Source organism: Acidovorax sp. KKS102 (assembly GCF_000302535.1).
Classification (GTDB): domain Bacteria; phylum Pseudomonadota; class Gammaproteobacteria; order Burkholderiales; family Burkholderiaceae_C; genus Acidovorax.
This window is the reverse complement of the sequence record NC_018708.1, coordinates 3,512,974-3,536,323: the sequence shown is the minus strand read 5'-3', so window position 1 is coordinate 3,536,323 and position 23,350 is coordinate 3,512,974. Positions and strand designations below refer to the sequence as shown.

The following is a 23,350-nucleotide window of genomic DNA, read 5'->3' as shown; positions in this document are numbered from 1 at the left end:
ATGAGCACACCAGCATCTTCTTCGACGATTGGCCCACGTGGCGGCGCTGTAGCCACGGCGAGCAGCGAGCGGCCGCGCCGCTCTGCTGCCACCTGGCTAGCCATTTTGTTCTTCGCCGGTGCGCTGCTGTTTGGTGGCATCGCGCTGGCCCTGAGGGACGTCTTCTACCTGCGCCTGGCAACGGAAGCGCTGATTTTTGGAGGTCTGGCCCTGTCCGTGGACCTTCTGCTGGGCAGGGTTGGCCTGCTGCCGTTGGGACAAGCGCTGTTCTTTGGCCTGGGGGCATACGTCTCTGCGTTGGTGCTCAAGAACTGGAGCGATTCCTTCTGGCTGGCTTTGGGCGTCACCCTGGCTTTCAGTGCTGTGGTCGGTCTGATTGGTGGGCTGATTGCCATTCGCGCCAAGGGTGTCTACTTCGCACTCATCAGCTTCGGCCTCGCCCAGGTTCTGTCCAAAGTGGTCTACAACACCCGCGAGCTCGGTGCCTCAGACGGCATCATCGGCGTGCCCTCGGCCCACATCATGTGGGGCGTCAACTCGGCGACGCCATCGGGCTTCTTCCTGGTGGTGCTCGCCTTTATCGGCGCGCTCTACCTGGTGTTGCGCTATCTCATGGACACACCCGTGGGTCGCCAGCTCGACGCCATCCGAACCAACGAGCACCGAGTCTCCTTCTTGGGTGAGGACCCCTGGCGTTACAAGCTGGGGGCCTTCGTTGCAGCCGCGTGCATTGCCGGTTGCAGTGGTGCGCTCTATCCCATGCTGCGCGGCTTCGTCTCGCCTGAACTGATGTTCTTCCAGGTTTCTGGCAACGCGGTCATCAACGTCATCGTCGGTGGCACCGGAACACTTATCGGCCCGCTCTATGGGTCTGCCATCCTCACTGGCCTGCGCTCCGTGGTGGGCTCCTTCACCACGCATCACCACATCGTTATCGGCGTGTTGTTCGTGATGGTTGTGATTCTGATGCCGCGCGGCCTCATCGGCTATGCGATACCTGCCCTAGAACGCAGGCTAGATGCTCGACGCAACCAGAAGGAGAACCGTTGATGAACCCCATTCTGTCGGTCAAAGGCATCAGCGTTCAGTTCGGCGCCCTCAAGGCAGTTCAAGATGTGAGCTTTGAGGCTCAGCCGGGAAAAATCACGGCCGTGATTGGCCCTAACGGGGCTGGCAAAAGCAGCCTGTTCAACCTCATCAGCGGAGCCATACGTCCCTCTTCGGGGTCGGTGCGTTTCGATGGGGAGGATGTGACGGGCCGTGCTCCCCACCAACTTCTAAGATACGGCCTGTCCCGCTCGTTCCAGATTACCAATCTGTTCTTTGAGCTTCCGGTACGCGAGAACCTGCGCCTGGCAGCGCAGTTCCTTGAGCAGGGGCGCGGCCTGTTTCGCCCACTGGCCCGCAGCCAGACTGCTGCTGCGCGCGTGGACGAACTCCTTGAGCAGTTTGACCTTCGTAACAAGGCAGATGAGCTCGCTGGCTATCTGTCGCACGGAGAGCAACGTCGACTGGAAATTGCGGTGTCTCTGGCATCACGCCCGCGCATGCTGCTCCTCGACGAACCAACCCAGGGAATGAGCCACGGCGACACCCGCGAGACCGAATCACTGATTCGGGGGCTCTCCCACAACCATGGTCTTTCCATTTTGCTGGTCGAGCACGACGTGGACCTGGTGATGCAGTTGTCAGACTTTGTGGTGGTGATGCACCAGGGTCAGAAGCTCGCCGAGGGCACTCCGGCACAGGTGCGTGCCAATCCTGCGGTTCAGGCCGCCTATTTCGGGGAGAAACTCTGATGTTGGAACTCAAAGGCGTTCACACCCACTATGGGCTGAGCCACGTTTTGCAAGGAATAGACCTGCAGGTGGGCCATGGCGAAGTGGTTGGCCTGTTTGGCCGCAACGGGGTGGGTAAAACCACGGTGATCAAGACGATTGCCGGCTGGGTCTCGCCCTCCAGTGGGGATGTCATCTTTAACGGCGAATCAATTAACGGCGTCGGCGCAGACCAAATCTGCCGCCGAGGCATTGGCCTTGTGCCTGAGGACAGGCGCATCTTTCCTGGTCTGACCGTTGAAGAAAACCTGCATCTGGGTCAGATGCAGTGCCCGTCGCGCAGCCGCTTGGACGCGCGCAGGCGAATGGAGGAAATCTACCAGCGGTTTCCGCGCCTTGCGGAGCGTCGGCGTCAGATGGGGACCACCTTGTCGGGCGGCGAACAACAGATGCTTGCTATTGCGCGGGTGCTCGTTGGTGAGCCAAAGCTGCTGCTCATCGATGAGCCCACGGAGGGTCTGGCGCCCATGATTGTGGATGAGTTGTTCACCTTGATTGGCAACTTGGCGAGCGAGGGGATTCCCATCGTCCTTGTGGAGCAGAACGTCCATCGTGCCATCGGCTTGGTCAACCGTTTCTATATGCTAGAGCGCGGCTCGGTAGTACTCGATGGTGGCGCGAATCAAGCGGACCGCTCTGCGCTAATGGAACGACTGGCGGTCTGAGCTCAAAGCCCATTGGGCTGCCGATCACTCCAGAGATGGCGTCAAGACAATGGGGAGGCATCCCTAGCGTCTCCGAACGGCGCGCCCCCTGCGCGCACCCCCCGCCACCTGGCAAGCCCTCCGATACGCCCGCAGCGTCACCTCCGCCCGCTGCATCACCGTGTCCTCCACCGTGGCAGCACCTCCGGCCAATTCATCCGCCTGCGCCTGCAGCAACTCCGCCGGGCTCATCCCCGACGCCTCGCCCGTCAGCAACGCAATGCCTTCGCTCACATGCCCCATGGTGTAGACATGGAACAGCCCGCGCTCCACCGCGTCCAGCACGCTGCGGTCCAGCATCAGGTGGCGTTGGTTGCGGGCGGGGATCAGCACGCCGTGGGTGCCGTCCAGCCCTGCCGTCGCGCAGGCGCGGAACCAGCCTTCGATCTTTTCGTTGATGCCGCCCACGGGCAGCACTTCGCCGTGCTGGTTCAATGCGCCCGTCACGGCAATGCCCTGGCGCAGGGGCAGGCCTGACAGGCTGGACAGCAGCGCGTACAGCTCGGCGCACGAGGCGGAGTCGCCTTCCACGCCGCTGTATTCCTGCTCGAACACGATGGAGGCATTGAGCGCCAGCGGCGCCACGTGGCTGAACAGGGCGGTGAGGTAGCTGTGCAGGATGAGCACGCCCTTGTCGTGGATGGGGCCGGACATATCGACCTCGCGCTCGATGTTGAGCAGGCCCTCTTGCCCGGCGAAGGTGCGCGCGGTGATGCGCACCGGAAAGCCAAACCGGTAGTCGCCCAGGTCGATCTGCGTCATGGCGTTGATCTGGCCGGTGATGGAACCCTGCAGCGTGATCAGGCGCTCGCCTTCGGTGATGGATTCGTGCAGTTCTTCTTCGGGCTGGTTGTGGCGCAGGGTGCGGGCGGCCAGGGCGGCTTGCACGTCGGCGGCTTGCACCACGGTGCCTGCGCGGGCCTGGCACAGGGCGGCGCTTTCGATGGCGAGTGCTTCGGTGTGGGCAAAGCGGGCGCTTTGGCGGCCTTGGTCGTCGGCCTCGCGGTGTGATTGCTCCAGCAGCAGGGCCACGGCACCGGCGGCAAAGTGGGGCAGGCCGCGCTTTTTGCAGACTTGCGCGACCAGGATGGCCGAGGACTGGTGGGTGCCGGGAGTGGCGATGAACCGGTCTGAAAAGTCCACCTTCACGCGAAAGCGGCGGGCGGCGTCGGGGTCGGCCTCTTGCAGGGCGTAGTACTCCTCCACCGATCCGATCAGCACGATCTTCACGTCCACGTCCACCGGCTCGGGCTGCAGTGCACCGGCCCCGCCGGGCGCATGGGCGGGGCCGCCGCCGCCACTGCCGTCCTCGATCTGCAGGCGCCCACAGCGCAGAAAGCGGCGCAGGCGCGGCCACAGGCCTTCTTCGGCGGCCAGGTCGTGCAGGTGCAGCAGGATGAAGCCGCCATGCGCTTTGAGCAGGCTTCCCGCGTGGATGCTGGCGTGGTCGGCCTGCACGGTGTCGGCGTCGGCGCCGTGTTCAATGCTGCCAAACAGGGTGCGGGCCGTGGGGTTGTCTTCCACCACCACAGGGGCGCTGGTGCGGCCGTGGTTGTCCACCACCACGTTCACCTGGCAGCGGGCCAGCAGGTCGTCCAGCGCGTCCTTGCGGTCGTCTTCGGCGTCCTGGCCTTGGTCGGCGTCGCCGGGCTCAAAGAGGTCGATGTGGTCCAGCACGGCGCGCTCTACCTGGTCCAGCCACTGCGTGAGCTTGACGGCGTCTTTGATCTGCTTGCGCAGGCCCTGGCGGATGCCGTGCAGTGCGTGCTCCACCAGGGGCTTGATGGTCTGGCGGCGCAGGGCGGCCAGGGCGTCGTCGCGCGTGCGCTCCAGCGGGCGGGTGGTTTCCAGAAACTTGGCGATCTCGGCGCGCAGCTCCAGCTCGGCGGCGTCGATCTCGGCGCGGCGCTCGCGGGGCAGGGCGCGCGCTTCGCCTTCGGTCAGCGGCTGGCCCTTGGGGCCGGTGAGGGTGAACACCATGTGCCCGGCCTCGCGGCTCAGGCGGAACTGGCGCGCTTCGGCAAATGCGTCCAGCGCGGCAAAGGCTTCGTTTTCTTGCGCTTGCCAAGTCTTTTCGATGCGCTCGGCCTCGGCCTTGAAGTCGGGGCTGGTCAGGCGCTTGGGGATGTCGGCTTGCAGGCTGCGCGCCATGTCGGCCATGCCCTGGCGCAGCAGGCGGCCTTCGCCCGCTGGCAGGCGCAGCGCGCGGGGGCGGTCGGGCTGGTCAAAGTGGTGTAGGTAGCACAGGTCGGGGGGCACGGCGCGTTTCGCGGCTTCGGCCTGCATGGCCTGGCGCAGCAGCGATGCCCGCCCGCTGCCCACTTCACCCAGCACAAACAGGTGGTAGTCCGGCTGCTGCATGGCCAGACCAAATTGCGCGGCGGCCTGGGCACGCTCCTGCCCGATCCAGGGCAGGGGCAGGTCTTGCAGCTCGGCGGTGCTGGCAAAGCCCAGCGTGGCGGGGTCAATGGTCAGACGCAACTGGTGGGGGGCAAGGGCAAAAGCGGGCATTGATGTGGGTGTAGGAGGGGGCGGTGCGGAGTGCGTGGCAGGCAGCCGTGCAGCACCTGGCGACCAAAATATGAGCCAAAACGGGCAGATGCGCTAGTGCAATATGCCCTGGGTGCTATCAATAATGTAGTGAGTGACCATGGGCGCGCAGGCCGCTCCGTGCCATTCGCTTTTGCGTTCGCATGCGGAATGGCATGGGCATGCGCATCAGTGCGCCACCGGGCATACCCCGGCAGGTGCACCACCGGTCAGCGCGTGGCTGCGCGCATCGGCCAGTGCGGCGGCGGTGGGGGCCTCGGTGGGCCAGCCCGCCAGGTGCTGTTGGGCCACGCGGCTCAGCGCCGTGATCCAGTGGTGGTTGTCGTTCAGGCAGGGGATGTAGTGAAACTCCTTGCCGCCCGCGTGCAAGAAGGCCTCGCGCACTTCCATGTTGATTTCTTCCAGCGTCTCCAGGCAGTCGCTGGTGAAGCCGGGGCACACCACGTCCACACGGCGGGTGCCTGCCTTGCCCAATGCCTCGATGGTGGGCTGGGTGTAGGGCTCCAGCCACTTGGCCTTGCCAAAGCGCGACTGAAAGGTGATGCGGTAGCGCTCCTCGCGCAGGCCCAGGCGCTCGGCCAGCAGGCGGCCGGTCTTGCGGGCCTCGCAGTGGTAGGGGTCGCCCAGGTGCAGCGTGCGCTCGGGCACGCCATGAAAGCTCATCACCAGCTGGTCGGGCTGGCCGTGGTGCTTCCAGTGCGTCTCGATGGTGCGGGCCAGCGCGTCGATGTAGCCGGGGGCGTCGTGGTAGTGGTTCACAAAGCGCAGCTCGGGCACGTTGCGGGTGGCAGCGGCCCAGGTGTAGACGGCGTCGAACACGCTGGCCGTGGTGGTGGCGGAGTATTGCGGGTACAGCGGCAGGATGAGGATGCGCGTGGCGCCCTCGGCCTTGAGGGCATCGAGCTGGCTGGCGATGGACGGGTTGCCGTAGCGCATGGCGTGGCGCACCAGCACCGCGTGGCCTGCCTCACCCAGCCAGCCGCGCAGCAGCGTGGCCTGCTTGGCCGTCCAGTGCGCCAGGGGCGAGCCCTCGGGCGTCCAGATGCTGGCGTATTTGGCGGCCGACTTGGCCGGGCGGGTGCGCAGGATGATGCCGTGCAGGATGGGCATCCACAGCAGCTTGGGGATCTCCACCACGCGGTGGTCACCCAGAAACTGCGCCAGATACCGGCGCACGGCCGGGGCCGTGGGTTCGTCGGGTGTGCCCAGGTTGCACAGCAGCACGGCAGTGCGGTCGGCCTGGCCGTGGGTGAAAGGGGGTTCGGGGTGGAAGGAAGGCATGCGGCATTTTCACCCACGCGCCGAGCCAGTGCGGGCCGGGAGCCTATTTGCGGCCTGGCGCATCACCGCCGACGAGTTCAGCGCTGGGCATAGCGTCTTCAGGTGTTTTCAGCCCCTTTTTGGGGTGCATCGGGTATTCCCTAATGTGGTTATGAAACCGGTTTCATAAACTGGCGCCACTTTGGAATAACGACTGTCCACCGTGAATTACCAGTTCCAGTTCGATGCCGTGTTTGCCGCGTGGCCCTTGCTGCTCAAGGGCACCTGGATCACCGTGCAGCTGTCGCTCACCGCCACTTTGCTGGGGCTGGTGGTGGCCATCTTTTGCGCCTGGGGCAAGACCGGCGGGCCGGGCTGGCTGCGGTTTCTGATCAACGCGTACATCGAGGTCATCCGCAACACGCCGTTTCTGGTGCAGCTGTTTTTCTTCTTCTTTGCGCTGCCGTCCATCGGCCTGCGCTGGTCGCCCTACACGGCAGCACTCACCGCCATGGTGGTCAACCTTGGGGCGTATGCGGCCGAGATCGTGCGGGCGGGTATCGAGTCCATCCCCAAGGGGCAGATCGAGGCGGGCAAGGCGCTCAACCTCAAACCGTGGGAGATCTTTCGGTTTGTGATCCTCAAGCCCGCGCTCAAGGCCATCTACCCGGCGCTCACCAGCCAGTTCATCTTGCTGATGCTCAGCTCGGCTGTGGTGTCGGTCATCTCGGCGGACGACCTGACCTCGGTGGCGGCCAACCTGCAGTCGCAGACGTTCCGCAGCTTCGAGATCTACATCGTGGTGACGGCCATCTACTTGGCGCTGGCGCTGAGTTTCTCGGCGCTGTTCAAGCTGATCTATCAGCGCGTCCTTAACTACCCCGACCGCCGATAAGGAGACCGACCATGCGTACCTTCGGACTCTCCGAGTTTTTATTCATCGTGCAGGCCGCGCAGTGGACGCTGGCGCTGTCGGCCATTGCCTTCGTCGGCGGTGCGCTGCTGGGGCTGGTGGTGGCGCTGTCGCGCACCTCAGAGAACGCTGCGGCGCGCAATGCGGCGCGGGTGTTCATCCAGGTGTTCCAGGGCACGCCGCTGCTGCTGCAGCTGTTCCTCATCTTCTTTGGCGCGCCGGTGCTGGGGTTTGACATCAACCCCTGGGTGGCGGCGGGCGTGGCGCTGGTGCTGAACAGCGCGGCGTTTCTGGCCGAGATCTGGCGCGGGTGTATCGAGGCCGTGCCACGCGGCCAGTGGGAAGCCGCCCAGGCGCTGAACCTCAAGTACGTGGCCCGCATGCGGTTTGTGGTGTTGCCCCAGGCTTTCAAGATTGCGCTGCCACCCACGGTGGGCTACATGGTGCAGATCATCAAGGGCACGTCGCTGGCCGCCATCATCGGCTTCACCGAGATCACGCGGGCGGGCCAGATCATCAACAACGCCACGTTTCAGCCGCTGCATGTGTTCACCACCGTGGCCGCGCTGTACTTCGTGATCTGCTGGCCGCTGTCGCTGCTGGCCGCACGCATGGAGCGCAAGCGCGCCCGTGCTCTGGCGCGCTGACCCACGCGCCGCAACCCTCTTTTTTCTTTCTGTTCTCGTTCACACCAACCACCAGGAGACATGCGATGACTTTTTCTTTGCAACGCCGCACCGCCACCGCCGCTTTGGCCGCCTTGGGCCTGGGCGCCGCCCTCACGGCGTTTGCGCCGCTGGCCTCGGCACAGTCCGTGGCCGACATCAAGAAGAAGGGTGAGATCACCATCGGCATGCTGGTGGACTTTCCGCCCTACGGCACCACCAACGCACAAAACCAGCCCGATGGCTACGACGCCGACGTGGCCAAGCTGCTGGCCAAGGACCTGGGCGTGAAGGCCAACATCGTGCCCGTCACCGGCCCCAACCGCATTCCGTTTCTGCTGACCAACAAGGTCGATGTGCTGGTGGCCTCGCTGGCCATCACGCCCGAGCGTGCCAAGCAGGTGCAGTTCTCGCAGCCTTATGCGGCCGCCACCATCGTGCTGTACGGCAAGACCGGCGCCAACATCAAGAGCGCTGCCGACCTGAAGACCGTGCGCGTGGGCGTGGCCCGTGCCAGCACCCAAGACGTGGCCGTGACCAAGGCCGCGCCCGAGGGCACCGAAATCCGCCGCTTTGACGACGACGCATCGGCCATGCAGGCCCTGATCTCGGGCCAGGTCGATGCGATTGGCTGCTCGGTCACCGTGGCCGCGCAGATCGCCAAGCGCGTGCCCGCCAACACGTTTGAGAACAAGTTCAACCTGCTGCAGCAAGCCATGGGCATTGCCCTGCGCCCCGGCCAGGACGAGCTGACCAAGGCCGTGAACGACTTTGTGGCCCGCAACACCGCCAATGGCGAGCTGAACAAGCTGTATCAAAAGTGGCTGGGCGCCGACCTGCCCAAGCTGCAGTAAGAGCGGTTAATAAAACTCTTCTGGCGTCGTTGCAGCGTCTTGTCGTACTACCCGTACTGCCTGCGACGCAGCGCCTAGCCAGAACCGCTTCGCTGAGTTTTCTTATCCGCTCTCAGTCGAACAGAGCGAGACATCCCAGGAGCCTTTGACAATGACGGACGCAGTCACTACGACGATGACCACCACCGGTGCACCCCCCATCATCACGATGGAGGGAGTCAACAAGTGGTACGACAGCTTCCAGGTGCTCACCGACATCAACCTGTCGGTGCGGCCCGGCGAGCGCATCGTGATCTGCGGGCCATCGGGCTCGGGCAAGTCCACGCTGATTCGCTGCATCAACCGGCTTGAGACGGTGCAAAAGGGCCGTATTGAGGTCGATGGCATTGACCTGACCGCCGGCGGCAAGAACGTGGACGCCGTGCGCGCTGAAGTGGGCATGGTGTTCCAGCAGTTCAACCTGTTCCCCCACCTGACCATTCTGGAAAACTGCACGCTGGCCCCCATGCGTTCACGCGGCATGAGCAAGGCCCAGGCGGAAGAAGTGGCCATGAAGTACCTCACCCGCGTGCGCATCCCCGAGCAGGCGCACAAGCACCCGAGCCAGCTGTCGGGCGGGCAGCAGCAGCGCGTGGCGATTGCGCGGGCGCTGTGCATGGCGCCCAAGGTGATGCTGTTTGACGAGCCCACCTCGGCGCTCGACCCCGAGATGGTCAAGGAAGTGCTGGACACCATGATCAGCCTGGCCGAAGACGGCATGACCATGCTGTGCGTGACGCACGAAATGGGCTTTGCCCGCAGCGTGGCCGACCGCGTGATCTTCATGGCCGACGGCAAGATCCTGGAGCAGGCGCCGCCTCAGCAGTTCTTTGGCCAGCCGCAGCAAGACAAGACGCGGCAGTTCCTGGGCCAGATCCTGAGTTCCCACCACGCACATTGAGACCTGGCAGGTCGTGCGGTTGATGGCCTCTGCCCTGGTGGGCGGAGCCTGAAAGAAACACATGAAGGTATTGATTTCCCTGTCCTCCTTCGGCGCGGCCGAAACCGGTCGCCACGGCCAGTTGTGGTGCACCGACCTGGCCCAGCAAGCGGGTGCGGACGGCGTGGAGGTGCGTGGCGAACTGCTGCGCGATGCAACCACCGAGCTGCCCGCGCTGGCGGGCCGGGCGGCGGTGTACTCCAGCCCCGAAGGTCTGTGGACCCCGCAGGGCGCGCTGAATGAAGCAGCCCTGGCGCGTGGCGTGCAGGCTGCGCAGGTGCTGCGTGCGCCGCGCCTGAAGATGTCGATTGGCGGCTTTGGTCCTTCGTCGCATGCCTCGCTGCACCGCCTCAAGGACCTGCTGTTGGCCGCCCCGCAGGTGGAGCTGGTGATCGAGAACGACCAGACCGCCACTGCCGGTACGCTGGCCGCGATGCAGGCCTTTTTTGCAGCCCAGGAGCAGGCGGGGCTCGACCTGGGCATGACCTTTGACATGGGCAACTGGCACTGGCAGGGCGAATGCCCGCTGCAGGCCGCGCAGGCCCTGGCGCCCTATGTGCGCTATGTGCACTGCAAGGGCGTGCAGCGCTTGCCCGCCAAGTGGGTGGCGGTGCCGCTGGCCGATTCGGTGGCGCCCTGGCGCGCTGTGCTGCGTGCCTTGCCTGCCGATGTGCCGCATGCCATTGAATACCCGCTGGTGGGCGACGACCTGGTGACCGTCACGCGCGAGCAGGTGGCCATCATTCGCGCCGCACGGGAGGCTGCATGACCGCCCCGGCTTTTGACGTTGCGCTGTTTGGCGAGGCCATGCTGCTGCTGGTGGCCAACGAGCCTGGCCCGCTGGAGAACGCCACCGGCTTTCACAAGCGCACCGCCGGGGCTGAGACCAATGTGGCCATTGGCCTGGCGCGTCTGGGCCTGAAGGTAGGCTGGGCCAGCCGCCTGGGCACCGATTCGATGGGCCGCGCGCTGCTGGCTGCCATGCAGGGCGAAGGCATTGATTGCTCGCACGTGGTGTGCGATGCCACGCAGCGCACGGGCTTCCAGTTCAAGGAGCGTGTGATGGATGGCCGCGACCCGCAGGTGGAATACCACCGCAAGGGCTCCGCTGCCAGCCAGATGGGGCCCGGCGATGTGGATGAGCCCTGGCTGCGTTCTGCGCGCCACCTGCATGCCACGGGCGTGTTTGCCGCCATCTCCGACACCAGCCTGCAGGCCGCCATTCGCACGCTGGAGGTGATGCGCGCCGCAGGCCGCACCATCTCGTTCGACCCCAACCTGCGCCCCACGCTGTGGTCGTCGCCCGAGACCATGCGCCACTGGATCAACACCCTGGCAACCTATGCCGACTGGGTGCTGCCGGGCATGGAAGAGGGCGTGTTTTTGACCGGCGAAACCACCCCCGAGGGCGTGGCGCGCTTTTACCGTGAGCGAGGCGCCAAGCTGGTGGTCGTCAAGCTTGGCCCCGAGGGCGCTTACTACGACAGCGACGTGGCCGGCACCGGCCGCGTGCCCGGCGTGCCCGTGGCCCAGGTGGTAGACACCGTGGGCGCGGGCGACGGCTTTGCCGTGGGCGTGATCAGCGCCCTGCTGGAGGGCCTGCCGGTGCCCGCCGCCGTGCGCCGTGGCGCCTGGATCGGTGCGCGTGCCGTGCAGGTGCTGGGCGACACGGAGGGGCTGCCCACCCGCGCACAACTGCAGGAGGCGGGCCTGTGAGCCTGACGCTACCTTCAACAGACAGCAACACAAGCCCCGCGCGCAAGCAGGTGCTGGTGTTTCGCGAGCTGCCGCCCGACCAGCTCGCGCGGCTGACCGCCGTGCACGATGTGACCGTGGCCGACCCGCGAAAGCCCGATGAACGTGCGCGATTCGATGCCGCGCTGGCACAGGCGCACGGGCTCATCGGCTCCAGCTTTCCCATCGATGCCGCCGTGCTGGGGCGTGCGCCCCGGCTGCAGGTGGTGTCCAGCATTTCGGTGGGCGTGGACAACTACGCGCTGGACGTGCTGCAGTCGCGCGGCATCATGCTGTGCCACACCCCCGGAGTGCTTGACGAAACGGTGGCAGACTCGGTGTTTGCCCTCCTCATGGCCACCAGCCGCAGGCTGGTAGAGCTGTCGCAGCTGGTGCGCGAGGGCCGGTGGACCAAGAACATTGGAGAAGACCTGTTTGGCAGCGATGTGCATGGCAAGACGCTGGGCCTGCTCGGATTTGGCCGCATTGGCCAGGCGGTGGCGCGCCGCGCCGCACTGGGGTTTGGCATGCCGGTGATGTACCACGCCCGCCGCCCGGTGGACTTGGCCACCCAGGCTCCTGAATTGCAGGGCAAGGCCATCCACACGCCGCTGCCCGCGTTGCTGGCGCAATCGGACTTTGTGGTGGCCATGCTGCCCTTGTCGGACAGCACGCGGGGCATGGTCAACGCCGAACTGTTTGCGGCCATGAAGCCCGGCGCCATCTTCATCAACGGCGGCCGGGGCGCCACGGTGGTGGAGCAAGACCTGCTGCACGCGCTGGACCATGGCCCGCTGCGCGCAGCGGGGCTCGATGTATTTGCCACCGAGCCGCTGCCGCTGGCGTCGCCCCTGCGCACCCACCCGCGCGTGACGCCGCTGCCCCACATCGGCTCGGCCACGCACGACACGCGCCATGCCATGGCCGCGTTGGCCACCACCAACCTGCTGCAGGCCCTGGCGGGCGAACGGCCGGCCGCCGTGTACAACACCTTAGAACCTGTTCAAAATCTTTTCAGGGATCGCATTGGAGTGCAATCGGGATGAGTGGATGCTTCGGGTGCGCCGCATGGGCTCGTGCCCATGCAAGCGGCCGGGGCGTCCAATCGCCCGATTTCACTCCAACCCTCGCGGGCAAGTGCCTTGCCGGGCGGTCTGCGGCGTTGCGGCGCTTGCCAATAGCACGGGCTATTGGCTGCACCCCGCGCCTTGCACCCCATCCCGGCAAGGCACTTGTGCGACCCTGAAAAAATTTCGAACAGGTTCTTACCAGCATGAGCCCGCCGACACCCGCACCCTCCGCCACGCTGCGCGCCCGTCCCACCATCGCCGATGTGGCGGCCGAGGCAGGTGTGTCCAAGGCCACGGTGTCGCGCTACTTCAACCACCGCGAACGCCTGCTCAGCCCCGACATTGCGGCGCGCGTCGAGGCTGCCATCGCTAAGCTGGCCTACGTGCCCAGTCCCATGGCCCAGGCGCTGAGTCATGGCCGCTCGCGCCTCATTGGCCTGGTGGTGGCCGACATCACCAACCCCTATTCGGTGGCCGTTTTGCGAGGCGCCGAGAAGGCCTGCCAGGACGCTGGCTACCTGGTCATGCTGTTCAACCTGGGCAACGACCGCGAGCGCGAGCGCGCGGCCATCGACGCGCTGGCCAGCTACCAGGTGGACGGTTTCATCCTCAACACGCTGGGGCAGGGCGAGGGGCAGGCGGATGTGAACACCTTGCACGGCAAACCCGCCGTGCTGGTGGACCGGCGCCACGCCGGGCTGGCGGCAGACTTCGTCTCGTTGGACAACCAGGGCGCCATGCGCGAAGCCTGCGCCCACCTGCAGCAGCAAGGCTGGCAGCGCCTGCTCTACATCACCCAGCCCTTGCTGGGCGTGAGTTCCCGCATCGAGCGCACAGAGGCCTTTCGTGCGCTGGTGTCCTCCAAGCGCTCGGCGGTGCGCGGCACGGTGCTGGAGCTGGCGGCGGAGCAGGGCGACGAGGTGCTGGACCAGGCACTCACCGATCTGCTGCGGCAGGCCCTGCCCGGCGAGCGCTGCGCGGTGGTGGCGGGCAATTCGGTGGTCACGCTGCGGGTGGCTGCAGCCGTCTCGCGCATGGGGTGGACGTTTGGACAACAGCTGGGCTTTGTGGGCTTTGACGACCCTGAATGGGCGTCGCTGATCCGGCCTGGCCTGAGCGCGGTGGCCCAGCCCACCGATGCCATCGGACAACGCGCGGCGCAGTGCCTGCTGGAGCGCATCAACGGCCTGGAAGGCCCTGCGCGCGAGAGCCTACTGCCCGGGCTGCTGGTGGTGCGCGGATCGTCGTTGGGGCCTGCGGGCGCTCCAGACCCCGGTTGAACGCAGTGCACGGCGCAAAGGCCTGCGGTATGCTTTGCGGCCCTCGCCCCGGTGCATCGCCGGGGCCTCTTTTTCCGCCTTCATCCTTCAGGTGCGCCCTGTGCCAAACCCCTCTCTGGACACCTCCCGCATCCGCGCGATCTCCATCGATCTGGACGACACGCTCTGGCCCATCTGGCCCACCATCACGCGGGCCGAAAGTGTGCTGCTGGACTGGCTGACCCACCATGCGCCCGCCACGGCGGCATTGTTCTCGGACACCGAGGCGCTGCGCGCCATCCGCAACCAGATGGTGACCCTGCGCCCCGACCTGAAGGGCGACCTGAGCGCACTGCGGCGCGAGTCCATCCGGCTGGCGCTGACACAGGCCGGTGACGAGCCCGCGCTGGCCGAACCGGCGTTTGATTTGTTCTTTGCCGAGCGGCAGCGGGTGGAGCTGTTTGACGATGCGCACGACACGCTGGCTTTCTTGTCAGCGCGCTACCCGGTGGTGGCGGTGTCCAACGGCAATGCCGATATCCACCGCATTGGCATCGGCCACTACTTTCGCCACAGCATCAGCGCGTCGGACTTTGGCATCGCCAAGCCCGATGTGCGCATCTTCCATGCGGCCGCCACGGCCGTGGATGTGCTGCCCCACGAGGTGCTGCACGTGGGCGACGACGCCACACTGGATGCGCAGGGCGCGCTGAACGCGGGCATGCAGGCGGTGTGGATCAACAGTGCCAACCACCCCTGGCCGCACGACGACACACCGCCCCACGCCACGGTGGACAGCCTTACCGCGCTGTGCCGGCTGTTGGCCTGACGGGTTCTACAGGGTTCGGTTTCTTGCCTCAGGTCAAGGTTTGGGCGCGCGGCGGTTGAAGCTGCGGCCCGATCAGGTCACACTCCATCGTCGCTCAGCGACCCCTCTCACCATGCCCCGTACTCCCCCACCATTACCTGCCATCCGCACCATCGGCCTGATGCAGCCCATGACCTGGCTGGTGCTGGCCTGGCGCGACATGGCGCGGGCGGGCTGGATCAGTTTTGCGCATGGCCTGGCGCTCACCCTGTTTGGCGCTGCCATCTTTGCGGTGGCGCATCACCGCTTCTGGCTGCTGGCGGGTGCGCTGTCGGGGTTTCTGGTGGTGGCGCCGGTGCTGGCCACCAGCCTGTATGCGCTGAGCCGCGCGCTGGAGCGTGGCGAGGCCGCTAACCTGGGCGTGGTGCTCAAGACCTGGCTCAACTGGCAGAACAGCCATGTGAACAAATGGGGCAGCGACTACTGGTGCATGCTGCAGTTCGGGGCGCTGCTGGCGCTGGCCGCCTCGGGCTGGGTCATGACCTCGGCGGCGCTCATCACCTTGCTCGCGCCCGTGCCCATCGAGACGCCGCTCGACTTTCTGCGCCATGTGGTCATGGCGCGTGACGGCTGGTTGTTTGAAATCTGGCTAGCGCTGGGCAGCCTGATGGCTGCGCCCATTTTTGCGTCCAGCGTGGTGGCCATGCCGCTGCTGCTGGACCGCCGCGCCACGTTGCTGCAGGCCGTGCTCACCGGCTGGCAGGCGGTCATCACCAACCCGCTGCCGATGGCGTTCTGGGCTGCCATCATCCTGGGCTTTACCTTGCTGGGCCTGGGCTCGCTGCTGCTGGGCCTGATTGCTGTGATGCCCATGCTGGGCCACGCCAGCTGGCATGCCTACCGCGACCTGGTGGATGCCTCCAGCCTGCCCGAGCGTGACTTGGTGGCCCCCGCTGTACCGAATGCCTCTGTGCGTCGGCCAGGAGGGACATTGTGATTTTTGGATTTACCGAGGCGCAGATCTCGGGCTTCTTCCTCACCTACGGGGTGGGGGCGTTCATTGCCTACATGCTGTTCATCATCGGGCAGCTGGCCTGGGAATCGAAGGCCGGGCGCTTTGGCACGTTCGTGCTCTTCCTGGGCCTTGGCGTGGGTTTTCTGGGGTTCCTGGCCAAGGTGGTGATTCAGTGGTGGCTGGAGAAATGACCCTGCATCCACGTGTTCATGTTGGGCGGCACGTTGGCTCGTCCGCTGTCTTGTTCTGAACCACCGCACCTTCAGTCAGCGCGTGCCTTGTGAATCAGCAAAGTAGTTCCTGGACGGTAAAACATAGCCGTCTGACAGCCTTGGTAGGTGCATCGCCTAAGCTGATGGCAGCGCTGCGTGCGGTTCGTTCACTGGGGTTGGACTCATGGTGCATAGGCGCGGGAGCCGTGCGCTCCCTGGTCTGAGATGATTTGCACGGCTTTGCTGCGCCTACGCCCCTGGACGACGTGGACGTGGTGTATTTCGACTCTGGTCTAGTTCGTACGACGCAAGACGCAGAGTTCGAAAGCTATTTGAGGAAGGTAATGCCCTCCTTGGCCTGGGAGGTGACCAACCAGGCGACAGTACACCGCTGGTTTGCTGAACATCTTGGGCAGACAGTGGCTCCGTTGCTTTCGCTGGAGGATGGAGTGGCGACCTGGCCAGAGGTCGCTACTTGCGTGGGTGTCTTCCTGCGGCCGGATGACTCCATTGGCGTTGTGGCTCCTCATGGGGTGGACGATTTGTTTGGCCTGGTGGTTCGTCACAACCCCGTGCGTGCTGATGCGCAGACCTATCGGGAGCGTGTTGCGTCCAAGCGGTTCGCGGCGCGCCGGCCACTGCTCACTATCCACCCCGCTTGATGCGCATTGGGCGAACCGGCCCGCTGGCTGCTTCAACGCGGCCAGGACCGCAGCCCCAGGTCCTGCGCCAGGCGGCGATAGTCGGCCAGGCTGCGCTGCACATAGTCGTCCAGGGCCGTGCCACTCAGCGCAAAGGGGTACAGCCCATGGCGGGCGCACAACGCGGCATACCCGGGTGCCGCCTGCGCTTCCTGCAGGGCAGTCGTCCAGGCGTGGGCAACGGCGTCGGGCACGCTGGCGGCCATGTAGAGGCCGCGCACGGTGGTCCATTGCAGGTCAATGCCTTGCTCGCGTGCGGTGGGCAGAGCGGCCAGCGCACCGGCTAGCCGCGCGGGGGCCAGCACCGCCAGGATGCGCACCGGCAGACCTTCCGCAGCGGCCCGGGTGGCCTCGGCCGCGTCGCCGGTGAAGATGTCGATGTGTCGGCCACCCAGCGCCTTGAGCGCTTCGCCGCCGCCCTCAAACGACACAAAGCGCATGCGCTTGTGGTCTTGCCCCGCCGCGCGCACCAGCAGCGCGGCCTTCACCCAGTCCTGGCTGCCCAGCGTGCCGCCGGCACCAAACACCACGCGGCCCGAATCTTTTTGCAACGCGGCGACCACATCCTGCAAGCGCTGGTAGGGGGCGTCGCGGTGCACCGCCACCACACCGTAGTCGTTGCCCAGCGTTGCAATCCAGCGCACGGCGCTCACCGGGTGTGGGCCGAAGCGGCCCTGCGCCATGTTGAGCAGCGAGCCGCTGGAGAACGCCACCAGGGTGCCGGGTCCTCCCAGGCGGCCGGTGGCCACCTGGTCAAATGCCACGGCGCCAATGCCGCCGGGCAGGTAGCGGGTGCGCAGCGGCGTGCGGCCAGGGCGCACGGCCTGCAGTGCCTGCGAGGCCAGACCACAGGTCAGGTCAAATCCGCCGCCGGGGCGTGAAGGCGCAATGCATTCCGCCGGCTCACGGGATGCGTCGGCTGCCGCCGGGAAGGGAGCCAGGCCCGCGCCAGCGCTGGCGGCGGCCGCGAGCGTCTGCAGCAGCTGGCGGCGGCTGCAAGGCGCGGTCAGCAGGCGGTCCGTGGCGGGCAAGGGCTGCGGCATGGGGTGTGCAACGTTCAGTGGTTCAGCGGGCTGCGTCAGGCGCGGGGCCACCAGAGTATCGCCAGGAGCCCCGGTCCTTCAGCGCGCGCCTGCAGCCGCAGGCTGCCCCGGTGCCGCTCGGCAATCGACCGCGCAATCGCCAGCCCCAGGCCCGACCCGCCCGCCGTGGCCTGCGAGCCGCGCCGGTAGCGCTGGCCCAGGGCGTCGCGCTCCTCGGCGGGCAGGCCGGGGCCGTTGTCCTCCACGCTGATGCTCCAGCCCAGGCTGTCACCCGCTGCCGACACGGTGACGGTGCCCTGCGCGGGGGTGTAGGCGATGGCATTGGCTGCCAGATTGGTCAGGGCCTCGCGCAGCAGGCCGCTGTCGCCCACGGCCTCGATGCCAGCGGCGGGCGTATGGATGCCAAAGTCGATCTGCTTGGCGCGCGCCTGGGGCAGCAGCTCCAGCGCCACCGTGCGCAGCAGCGCGGCCAGGTCGAACGGCGTCAGCTCCACCGCCGCCGTGTCGCTGCGGCCCAGTGCCAGCAGTTGCTGTGTGCTGCGCGTGGCGCGGGCGATTTCGCCCCCAATGGCGGCCAGCGTGTGCTGCACCTGCGTGCTGTCGCCCTCGCGGCGCGCGTAGTCGATCTGCATCTGCAGCGTGGTGAGGTGGGTGCGCAGCTGGTGCGAGGCGTCGTCCAGAAACTGCCGCTGCTGCGCCACCAGGTCTTGCGTGCGCGCCATCTGCTGGTTGACCGCGTCCACCAGCGGGCGGATGTCGGCGGGCAGGTCGTGGGATGCCAGCGGGGTCATGTCGTCGCTGCTGCGGGCCTGCACTTCGCGCGCCAGCCGCGCCAGTGGGCGCAGCGCCACGGCCAGCAATGCCGCAGTGCCCAGCACCATCAGGGCCAGCACCAGCGCATCGCGCTGCACCGCGCGGCGCACAAAGCGGTCGGTGAAGTCCTGCCGCGACCGGGTGCTTTCAGCCACCTGCACCAGCACGGTGGATGTGGGCTCTGCACGGTCCAGCGCGCGGCGGTAGGCGGCCAGCCGCACGGACTCTCCAAAGTAGGTGGCGTCATAAAAACGTGGCACGCCGGGCTCCAGCGAGCCGGCGGGCAGGGGCAGGTCGGCATTGCCCAGCTCCACCAGCCCGTCGGACGACGCCACGCGAAAGTACACATTGCCGCTGGCCGTGAGTTCAAAGAATTCCAGCATGCTGTACGGCAACTCGGCCGACAGGCCGCCCGAGGCGGTGGAGATGTTGGCGTCGATGGACTTGAGCGCGCCGAGCAGCGAGCGGTCGTAGGCCGCGTTGGCGGCCTCCAGCGCATCGTGCCGGGTCATCCACAGCTCCACGCCCGTCACCAGGGCCAGCAGCGGCAGCAGCAGCATGGCCAGCAGCCGCCACAGGCTGGCGCGGCGCAGTCGTGCGGTCAGGCCCATCGGTCAGTCAGCCTCAAGCGCATAGCCCAGGCCGCGCAGCGTGGTGATGCGCACACCACTGCCATCCAGCCGCTTGCGCAGGCGGTGCACAAACACCTCGACGGCTTCGGGGTGCACGTCGTCATCGTCGGTGAACACGCGGTCCAGGATCTGCTGCTTGGAAAACGGCTCGCCGCTACGCTGCACCAGCACGCGCAGCACGGCGTGTTCGCGCGGGGACAGGGCCAGGGGCTCGCCGCGCAGGGTGAACTGCTTGCGGGCGCTGTCGTACACCAGCGCACCGCAGGCCTGGCGCTGGTGCTCGTTGCCACGCGCGCGGCGCACCAGGGCGTGCAGGCGTGCCTCCAGCTCTGCCAGCTCGAAGGGTTTGGCCAGAAAGTCGTCGGCCCCCGCGTTGAGCGAGCGCACGCGCTCGTCCAGCGAATCACGTGCCGTCAGGATCAGCGCGGGCAGGCGCTGGTCGCGGTCGCGCAAGCGCTGCAGCACTGCCTGCCCGTCCAGCCCGGGCAGGCCCAGGTCCAGCACCAGTGCGTCGTAGTTGTCGTGCTGCTGCAGCGCGCGGTCGGCCAGGCGGCCGTCGTTCACCCATTCGACCTGGATGCCCGCATGCTCCAGCGCACGGCTCAGCCAGGTGCCCAGGTTGTGGTCGTCTTCGGCCAGGAGGATGCGCATAAGGGGATGCTACCGTTTGTGCGGATGACGCAGGGCTTGCCTTCAGCATTGAGCCATTCAACGCGGAGCGGTCACGGCGCGCAAGCGCCAGCAGTCAGCTTGCGAGCACGCACTGCCCAGGCCAGGCAGCCGTGCAAGGGCCGCCCCGCCGCACTGGCTGCGTCCCCCTTCCCGCCCCGCGCAGCGGGGCGAGATAAAGGGGGAAGACGCGAAGCGGCTCAGGGGGTTAGTCTGGCTTCACCTTCGCGCGCAGCAGCACCTTCTTCCAGCGCTCCTGTTCGGACGCAATGAACTGCGCAAACTGCGCGGGCGTGCCGCCAATGGCCTCAGCCGCATCCGCGTTCAGACGCTCCAGCGAGCCTGGGGCCTTGACGGCCTTGGCGGTCTCGGCTGCCAGCTTGTCGAGGTTGGCCGGTGCCAGGTTGGCGGGGGCCAGCATGCCGTACCACTGCGTCATCTCAAAGCCCGGGAAGCCCTGTTCGGCCACGGTAGCCACGTCGGGCAGTTGGGGCAGGCGCTTGGCCGACCCGGTGGCAATGCAACGCACCTTGCCGGCCTTGATGAAAGGCAGCAGGGCGGCAGCGCCCACGGCAGCGGCATCAAGGCGGCCCGAAAGCAGGTCGGTCATCATGGGGCCGGTGCCACGGTAGGGCACGTGCAGCATGAAGATCTCGGCGGTCATCTTGAGGTATTCAAACGCCAAGTGGCCCGCGCTGCCGTTGCCCGCCGAGCCATAGCTGAGCTTGGCCGGGTTCTTCTTGGCGTAGGCGATGAACTCCTTGAGATTCTTGGCGGGCACGTCGGGGTGCACCACGTACAGGCTGGGCACCTTGGCCAGCAGGCTCACGGGCTTGAAGTCCTTGTTGGCGTCGTAGGGCAGCTTGTCGAAGATGAAGGGGTTGACGGCCAGCGTGCCGATGTGGCCCAGGATCAGCGTGTGCTGGTCGTCCGAGCGTGCCACTTCACCCATGGCGATGTTGCCGGCGGCGCCGGGCTTGTTGTCTACATACACGCTCTGGCCCAGCGTCTTGCCCAGCTCGGCAGCGGTGGAGCGGGCCACGATCTCCGAGCTGCCGCCCGGAGCGAACGGCACCACAAACCGCACTGACTTGGAAGGCCAGGCCGCCTGGGCCGATGCACCAGCGGGCAGCAGGCCGCCCAGGGCCAAGGCGCCGCTGGCGCCCAGCAGGTGGCGGCGGGTGGGGGACCAGAGGGCGGGGTGTTCGTGTGAAAGCATGGGGGTGTCTCCGTCAAAACGATAGGCCAGAAGGCAAAAAAGCGAACAAGGCGCATGCGATATGCGTGTGGCGCCATGGTGCCCGGGCCGTGCTTTCGGAATGCTGTCAGCGGGCTTGGTAGTTACCCGGGGGTGGCTGGCTGATCCTGTCGCTGGGTTTCAGCCCGCAGCCGCACGCGCCGCCACGGCGGTGCCGCTGAGCACCGCGCCTTCCAGCGTCGCCGGGTAGGGGCCGTCCACATAGTCGCCGCAGGCCGTCAGCCCCGGCAGCACCTGCATGGCGGGCCGCTGCAGGCCCGGGGTGCACGCAAACGTGGCGCGCTTTTCGACCACGGTCTGCACGGGGCGCAGGCCGGGCAGGCCCAGCTGCGCGGCGGCTTGCTGCAGTACCTGTTGCTCGATGAGTGCCCGGTCGCCATCGCTGGCGCTCACCACAAAGGCCAGCAAGCCCTGCTGGCCGTCAAGCTGGCCCCGGTCGAACACGAACTGCGCCGGGTGCTCTGCCGTGTTGCGCAGCGCCAGCATGGGCAGGGGCAAGCGCGCGCCGCTGGCGTGGGCGTACACGGTGGTGATGGCCTCAAAACGCAGGGCATTGGCGGTGGCGCTCCAGCGGGCGGCAGCGGCCAGGCCCGCCGTGCTGGCAAGGCCATCGACCAGACGCGCGGCCTCCCAGGAGGGGCAGGCCAGGGTGATGTGGTCAAAGGAGTCGGCTGCTTCGGCGCCCTGCGCTGTACCGACGGCGCCCACAGCCCCCACCAATTGCCAGCGCCCGCTGGGCAGGGGTTCAAGCCGCTGGATGCGTTGGCCGGTGACCACCTGGCCGCCTTGCTGCACCAGCCAGCGCACCGCAGCCTCGGGGAACAGCGCGCCCACGTCGGTGCGTGGCAGCAACAGGTTGGAGCCGCCGCGTCCGCTGAACAGGCTGTCCTGCAGCACCCGCAAAAACACCTGGCCGCTGGCCTCGCGTGCGGGGGTGTTAAGTGCCGACACGCACAGCGGGTCGATGAACTCGGCCATCAGCCGGGGCGTGAGCGGGGCACACAGGTCGGCCACCGAGGTGTGGGGCGCGCAGCGAAAGCCGCGCAGCTGCCAGGCGGTGGCAGTGCGCAACAGGGCGACCTTGTCTTGCCAGCCCCAGCCTTTGGCACGCACGATGCCCAGCAATGCATCCAGCGGCGGGGGCAGGTCGGGCAGTTGCAGGCCCTGGCCGTCGGGGAACTGCAGGGTCAGCGGCAGGCGCAGCAGCGCGGTGGTGGGGTCTACGCCCACCAGGCGCATCAGGCGCAGGCTCTCGGTGTAGGCACCGATCAGGATGTGCTGGCCGTTGTCCAGCGTGGCCGCTGTGCCATCGGGCAGCGCGCCCGGCACGGCGCGGGCGCGGCCGCCTACGGTGCGAGCGGCCTCGAACACGGTGACCTGGCGGCCAGCCTGCCGGTGGGCGATCGCCGCGGCCATGCCAGCCCAGCCAGCCCCGATGACAGCGACTTTCTGCAGTGCCACGCCGGGCTACATCCTGCCCAGGGCCTGCATCTTCCAGGCCAGCCAGAACTTGCGCAGCGGCGTGAGGCGGATGCGCTGGTGCAGCACCTGGAAGTTCTCGTGCTCGATCTCGCGCAGCAAGGTGCGGTAGATGCTGGCCATCATCAGGCCGGGCTTCTGGGTGCGGCGGTCTGCGTCGGGCAGCAGGGCAAAGGCCTCGTCGTACAGCCGGTGGGCGCGCTCGGCCTGAAAGCGCATGAGGGCGGTGAACCGGTCGGAGTACTGGCGCTTCAAGATCTCGTGCGCTTTCACGTCGAACTGCTGCAGCTCGCTGACGGGCAGGTAAATGCGGCCCAGCATGGCGTCTTCGCCCACGTCGCGGATGATGTTGGTGAGCTGGAACGCCAGGCCCAGCCGGTGGGCGTATTCGGTGGTGCGCGGGTCGGTCTGGCCGAAGATGCGCGCGGCCACTTCGCCCACGATGCCCGCCACCAGGTGGCAGTAGCCCTTGAGGCCTGCAAAGTCGAGGTAGCGGGTCTGCTCCAGGTCCATCTGGCAGCCGTCGATCACGGCCTGCAGGTGGCGCTGTTCGATGCCGTAGTCGGTCGCCAGCGGCATCAGCGCCAGCATCACGGGGTGTGTGGGCTGGCCCGCGTAGGCCTTGGTCACTTCGGCCTGCCACCAGGCCAGCTTGGTGCGGGCCACGCCCGGGTCGCTCACTTCATCGACCACATCGTCCACCTCGCGGCAAAACGCATAGAACGCCGTGATGGCCGCGCGGCGGGGCGCGGGCAGAAAGAGAAAGGCGTAATAGAAGCTGCTGCCCGAGGCCACGGCTTTTTGCTGTACGTACTGCTGCGGTGTCATGGGGCGAGATTGTCCCATGGCGCACCGGGGCGGTCCGGTTGTCGGGGTTTGAGATGATTTCGGGCG

Annotated in this window: 23 protein-coding genes; 15 read left to right on the top strand and 8 right to left on the bottom strand. The window is 66.8% G+C overall.

Annotated elements, in window-relative coordinates:
- Genes C380_RS16240 through C380_RS16230 form a run of 3 tightly spaced genes read left to right on the top strand, consistent with a single transcriptional unit; the run spans position 1 to position 2,503 of the window.
- Positions 1-1,050 (top strand): branched-chain amino acid ABC transporter permease, encoded by a 1,050-nt coding sequence (locus tag C380_RS16240; RefSeq protein WP_148279983.1) that lies wholly within the window; start codon positions 1-3, stop codon positions 1,048-1,050.
- Complete coding sequence (locus C380_RS16235; protein ID WP_015014914.1) at positions 1,050-1,799, top strand: ABC transporter ATP-binding protein; 750 nt, start codon at positions 1,050-1,052, stop codon at positions 1,797-1,799. The genes C380_RS16240 and C380_RS16235 overlap by 1 nt, the downstream gene beginning before the upstream one ends.
- Positions 1,799-2,503 (top strand): ABC transporter ATP-binding protein, encoded by a 705-nt coding sequence (locus tag C380_RS16230; protein WP_015014913.1) that lies wholly within the window; start codon positions 1,799-1,801, stop codon positions 2,501-2,503. Before C380_RS16235 ends, C380_RS16230 begins: the two co-directional genes overlap by 1 nt.
- Positions 2,504-2,566: 63 nt before the next feature.
- Here C380_RS16230 and C380_RS16225 read toward each other — a convergent pair whose 3' ends face one another.
- Positions 2,567-5,053: a Lon protease family protein gene (locus C380_RS16225; protein WP_015014912.1), complete on the bottom strand. Its 2,487-nt coding sequence runs from the start codon at positions 5,051-5,053 to the stop codon at positions 2,567-2,569.
- 207 nt (positions 5,054-5,260) lie between these two features.
- Positions 5,261-6,373: a ferrochelatase gene (hemH, locus tag C380_RS16220; protein ID WP_015014911.1), complete on the bottom strand. Its 1,113-nt coding sequence runs from the start codon at positions 6,371-6,373 to the stop codon at positions 5,261-5,263.
- Between the two features lie 202 nt (positions 6,374-6,575).
- Here hemH and C380_RS16215 point away from each other — a divergent pair, with 202 nt between their 5' ends.
- The 12 genes from C380_RS16215 to C380_RS16160 all read left to right on the top strand — a co-directional run bounded on the left by C380_RS16215 (position 6,576) and on the right by C380_RS16160 (position 16,523).
- Positions 6,576-7,247 (top strand): amino acid ABC transporter permease, encoded by a 672-nt coding sequence (locus C380_RS16215; protein ID WP_015014910.1) that lies wholly within the window; start codon positions 6,576-6,578, stop codon positions 7,245-7,247.
- An 11-nt stretch (positions 7,248-7,258) separates the two neighbouring features.
- On the top strand, positions 7,259-7,912 hold the full coding sequence (locus C380_RS16210) for an amino acid ABC transporter permease (protein WP_015014909.1): 654 nt from the start codon (positions 7,259-7,261) through the stop codon (positions 7,910-7,912).
- Positions 7,913-7,977: 65 nt separating this feature from the next.
- On the top strand, positions 7,978-8,784 hold the full coding sequence (locus C380_RS16205; RefSeq protein ID WP_015014908.1) for a transporter substrate-binding domain-containing protein: 807 nt from the start codon (positions 7,978-7,980) through the stop codon (positions 8,782-8,784).
- 151 nt (positions 8,785-8,935) lie between these two features.
- Complete coding sequence (locus C380_RS16200) at positions 8,936-9,724, top strand: amino acid ABC transporter ATP-binding protein (RefSeq protein ID WP_369750456.1); 789 nt, start codon at positions 8,936-8,938, stop codon at positions 9,722-9,724.
- Positions 9,725-9,785: 61 nt separating this feature from the next.
- Positions 9,786-10,532 carry a sugar phosphate isomerase/epimerase gene (locus C380_RS16195; protein WP_015014906.1) on the top strand — a complete coding sequence of 249 codons (747 nt, stop codon included), beginning with the start codon at positions 9,786-9,788 and terminating at the stop codon, positions 10,530-10,532.
- A complete protein-coding gene (locus tag C380_RS16190; protein ID WP_015014905.1) occupies positions 10,529-11,479 on the top strand; it encodes a sugar kinase in 951 nt (316 codons plus the stop codon). Before C380_RS16195 ends, C380_RS16190 begins: the two co-directional genes overlap by 4 nt.
- Positions 11,476-12,543, top strand: coding sequence for a D-glycerate dehydrogenase (locus tag C380_RS16185; protein ID WP_015014904.1), 1,068 nt, complete (start codon positions 11,476-11,478; stop codon positions 12,541-12,543). The genes C380_RS16190 and C380_RS16185 overlap by 4 nt, the downstream gene beginning before the upstream one ends.
- 227 nt (positions 12,544-12,770) lie before the next feature.
- Positions 12,771-13,847 carry a LacI family DNA-binding transcriptional regulator gene (locus C380_RS16180; RefSeq protein ID WP_015014903.1) on the top strand — a complete coding sequence of 359 codons (1,077 nt, stop codon included), beginning with the start codon at positions 12,771-12,773 and terminating at the stop codon, positions 13,845-13,847.
- A gap of 100 nt (positions 13,848-13,947) precedes the next feature.
- Positions 13,948-14,655, top strand: coding sequence for an HAD-IA family hydrolase (locus tag C380_RS16175; protein ID WP_015014902.1), 708 nt, complete (start codon positions 13,948-13,950; stop codon positions 14,653-14,655).
- 112 nt (positions 14,656-14,767) lie between these two features.
- Positions 14,768-15,631 (top strand): DUF2189 domain-containing protein, encoded by an 864-nt coding sequence (locus tag C380_RS16170; protein WP_015014901.1) that lies wholly within the window; start codon positions 14,768-14,770, stop codon positions 15,629-15,631.
- A complete protein-coding gene (locus tag C380_RS16165; RefSeq protein ID WP_015014900.1) occupies positions 15,628-15,840 on the top strand; it encodes a DUF2788 domain-containing protein in 213 nt (70 codons plus the stop codon). The genes C380_RS16170 and C380_RS16165 overlap by 4 nt, the downstream gene beginning before the upstream one ends.
- 251 nt (positions 15,841-16,091) lie before the next feature.
- Positions 16,092-16,523: a nucleotidyltransferase family protein gene (locus tag C380_RS16160; protein WP_015014899.1), complete on the top strand. Its 432-nt coding sequence runs from the start codon at positions 16,092-16,094 to the stop codon at positions 16,521-16,523.
- Between the two features lie 32 nt (positions 16,524-16,555).
- On the opposite strand, the gene C380_RS16155 is transcribed toward C380_RS16160, so the two are convergent.
- The 6 genes from C380_RS16155 to hpnD form a co-directional block, all read right to left on the bottom strand.
- Positions 16,556-17,605 carry a tripartite tricarboxylate transporter substrate-binding protein gene (locus tag C380_RS16155; RefSeq protein ID WP_051022727.1) on the bottom strand — a complete coding sequence of 350 codons (1,050 nt, stop codon included), beginning with the start codon at positions 17,603-17,605 and terminating at the stop codon, positions 16,556-16,558.
- Between the two features lie 35 nt (positions 17,606-17,640).
- A complete protein-coding gene (locus C380_RS16150) occupies positions 17,641-19,029 on the bottom strand; it encodes a sensor histidine kinase (RefSeq protein ID WP_015014897.1) in 1,389 nt (462 codons plus the stop codon).
- Between the two features lie 3 nt (positions 19,030-19,032).
- Positions 19,033-19,701: a response regulator gene (locus C380_RS16145; RefSeq protein ID WP_015014896.1), complete on the bottom strand. Its 669-nt coding sequence runs from the start codon at positions 19,699-19,701 to the stop codon at positions 19,033-19,035.
- A 226-nt stretch (positions 19,702-19,927) separates the two neighbouring features.
- Positions 19,928-20,938, bottom strand: a complete 1,011-nt coding sequence (locus C380_RS16140) for a tripartite tricarboxylate transporter substrate binding protein (protein ID WP_015014895.1) — start codon at positions 20,936-20,938, stop codon at positions 19,928-19,930.
- 159 nt (positions 20,939-21,097) lie between these two features.
- Complete coding sequence (gene hpnE / locus C380_RS16135) at positions 21,098-22,393, bottom strand: hydroxysqualene dehydroxylase HpnE (RefSeq protein WP_051022549.1); 1,296 nt, start codon at positions 22,391-22,393, stop codon at positions 21,098-21,100.
- A 51-nt stretch (positions 22,394-22,444) separates the two neighbouring features.
- Entirely contained in the window at positions 22,445-23,284 is an 840-nt protein-coding gene (gene hpnD / locus C380_RS16130) for a presqualene diphosphate synthase HpnD (protein WP_015014893.1), read from the bottom strand.
- Positions 23,285-23,350 lie beyond the last annotated feature (66 nt).

What these genes read in the sequence shown, in the direction of transcription:
- C380_RS16205 (WP_015014908.1), top strand. Translation starts at nt 7,978, where the DNA reads ATGACTTTTTCTTTGCAACGCCGCACCGCCACCGCCGCTTTGGCCGCC.
- C380_RS16150 (WP_015014897.1), bottom strand. Translation starts at nt 19,029, where the DNA reads ATGGGCCTGACCGCACGACTGCGCCGCGCCAGCCTGTGGCGGCTGCTG.
- C380_RS16190 (WP_015014905.1), top strand. Translation starts at nt 10,529, where the DNA reads ATGACCGCCCCGGCTTTTGACGTTGCGCTGTTTGGCGAGGCCATGCTG.
- hemH (WP_015014911.1), bottom strand. Translation starts at nt 6,373, where the DNA reads ATGCCTTCCTTCCACCCCGAACCCCCTTTCACCCACGGCCAGGCCGAC.
- hpnD (WP_015014893.1), bottom strand. Translation starts at nt 23,284, where the DNA reads ATGACACCGCAGCAGTACGTACAGCAAAAAGCCGTGGCCTCGGGCAGC.
- C380_RS16225 (WP_015014912.1), bottom strand. Translation starts at nt 5,053, where the DNA reads ATGCCCGCTTTTGCCCTTGCCCCCCACCAGTTGCGTCTGACCATTGAC.
- C380_RS16195 (WP_015014906.1), top strand. Translation starts at nt 9,786, where the DNA reads ATGAAGGTATTGATTTCCCTGTCCTCCTTCGGCGCGGCCGAAACCGGT.
- C380_RS16170 (WP_015014901.1), top strand. Translation starts at nt 14,768, where the DNA reads ATGCCCCGTACTCCCCCACCATTACCTGCCATCCGCACCATCGGCCTG.
- C380_RS16240 (WP_148279983.1), top strand. Translation starts at nt 1, where the DNA reads ATGAGCACACCAGCATCTTCTTCGACGATTGGCCCACGTGGCGGCGCT.
- C380_RS16145 (WP_015014896.1), bottom strand. Translation starts at nt 19,701, where the DNA reads ATGCGCATCCTCCTGGCCGAAGACGACCACAACCTGGGCACCTGGCTG.
- C380_RS16180 (WP_015014903.1), top strand. Translation starts at nt 12,771, where the DNA reads ATGAGCCCGCCGACACCCGCACCCTCCGCCACGCTGCGCGCCCGTCCC.
- C380_RS16155 (WP_051022727.1), bottom strand. Translation starts at nt 17,605, where the DNA reads ATGCCGCAGCCCTTGCCCGCCACGGACCGCCTGCTGACCGCGCCTTGC.
- C380_RS16230 (WP_015014913.1), top strand. Translation starts at nt 1,799, where the DNA reads ATGTTGGAACTCAAAGGCGTTCACACCCACTATGGGCTGAGCCACGTT.
- C380_RS16200 (WP_369750456.1), top strand. Translation starts at nt 8,936, where the DNA reads ATGACGGACGCAGTCACTACGACGATGACCACCACCGGTGCACCCCCC.
- C380_RS16210 (WP_015014909.1), top strand. Translation starts at nt 7,259, where the DNA reads ATGCGTACCTTCGGACTCTCCGAGTTTTTATTCATCGTGCAGGCCGCG.
- C380_RS16235 (WP_015014914.1), top strand. Translation starts at nt 1,050, where the DNA reads ATGAACCCCATTCTGTCGGTCAAAGGCATCAGCGTTCAGTTCGGCGCC.
- C380_RS16140 (WP_015014895.1), bottom strand. Translation starts at nt 20,938, where the DNA reads ATGCTTTCACACGAACACCCCGCCCTCTGGTCCCCCACCCGCCGCCAC.
- hpnE (WP_051022549.1), bottom strand. Translation starts at nt 22,393, where the DNA reads ATGGCCGCGGCGATCGCCCACCGGCAGGCTGGCCGCCAGGTCACCGTG.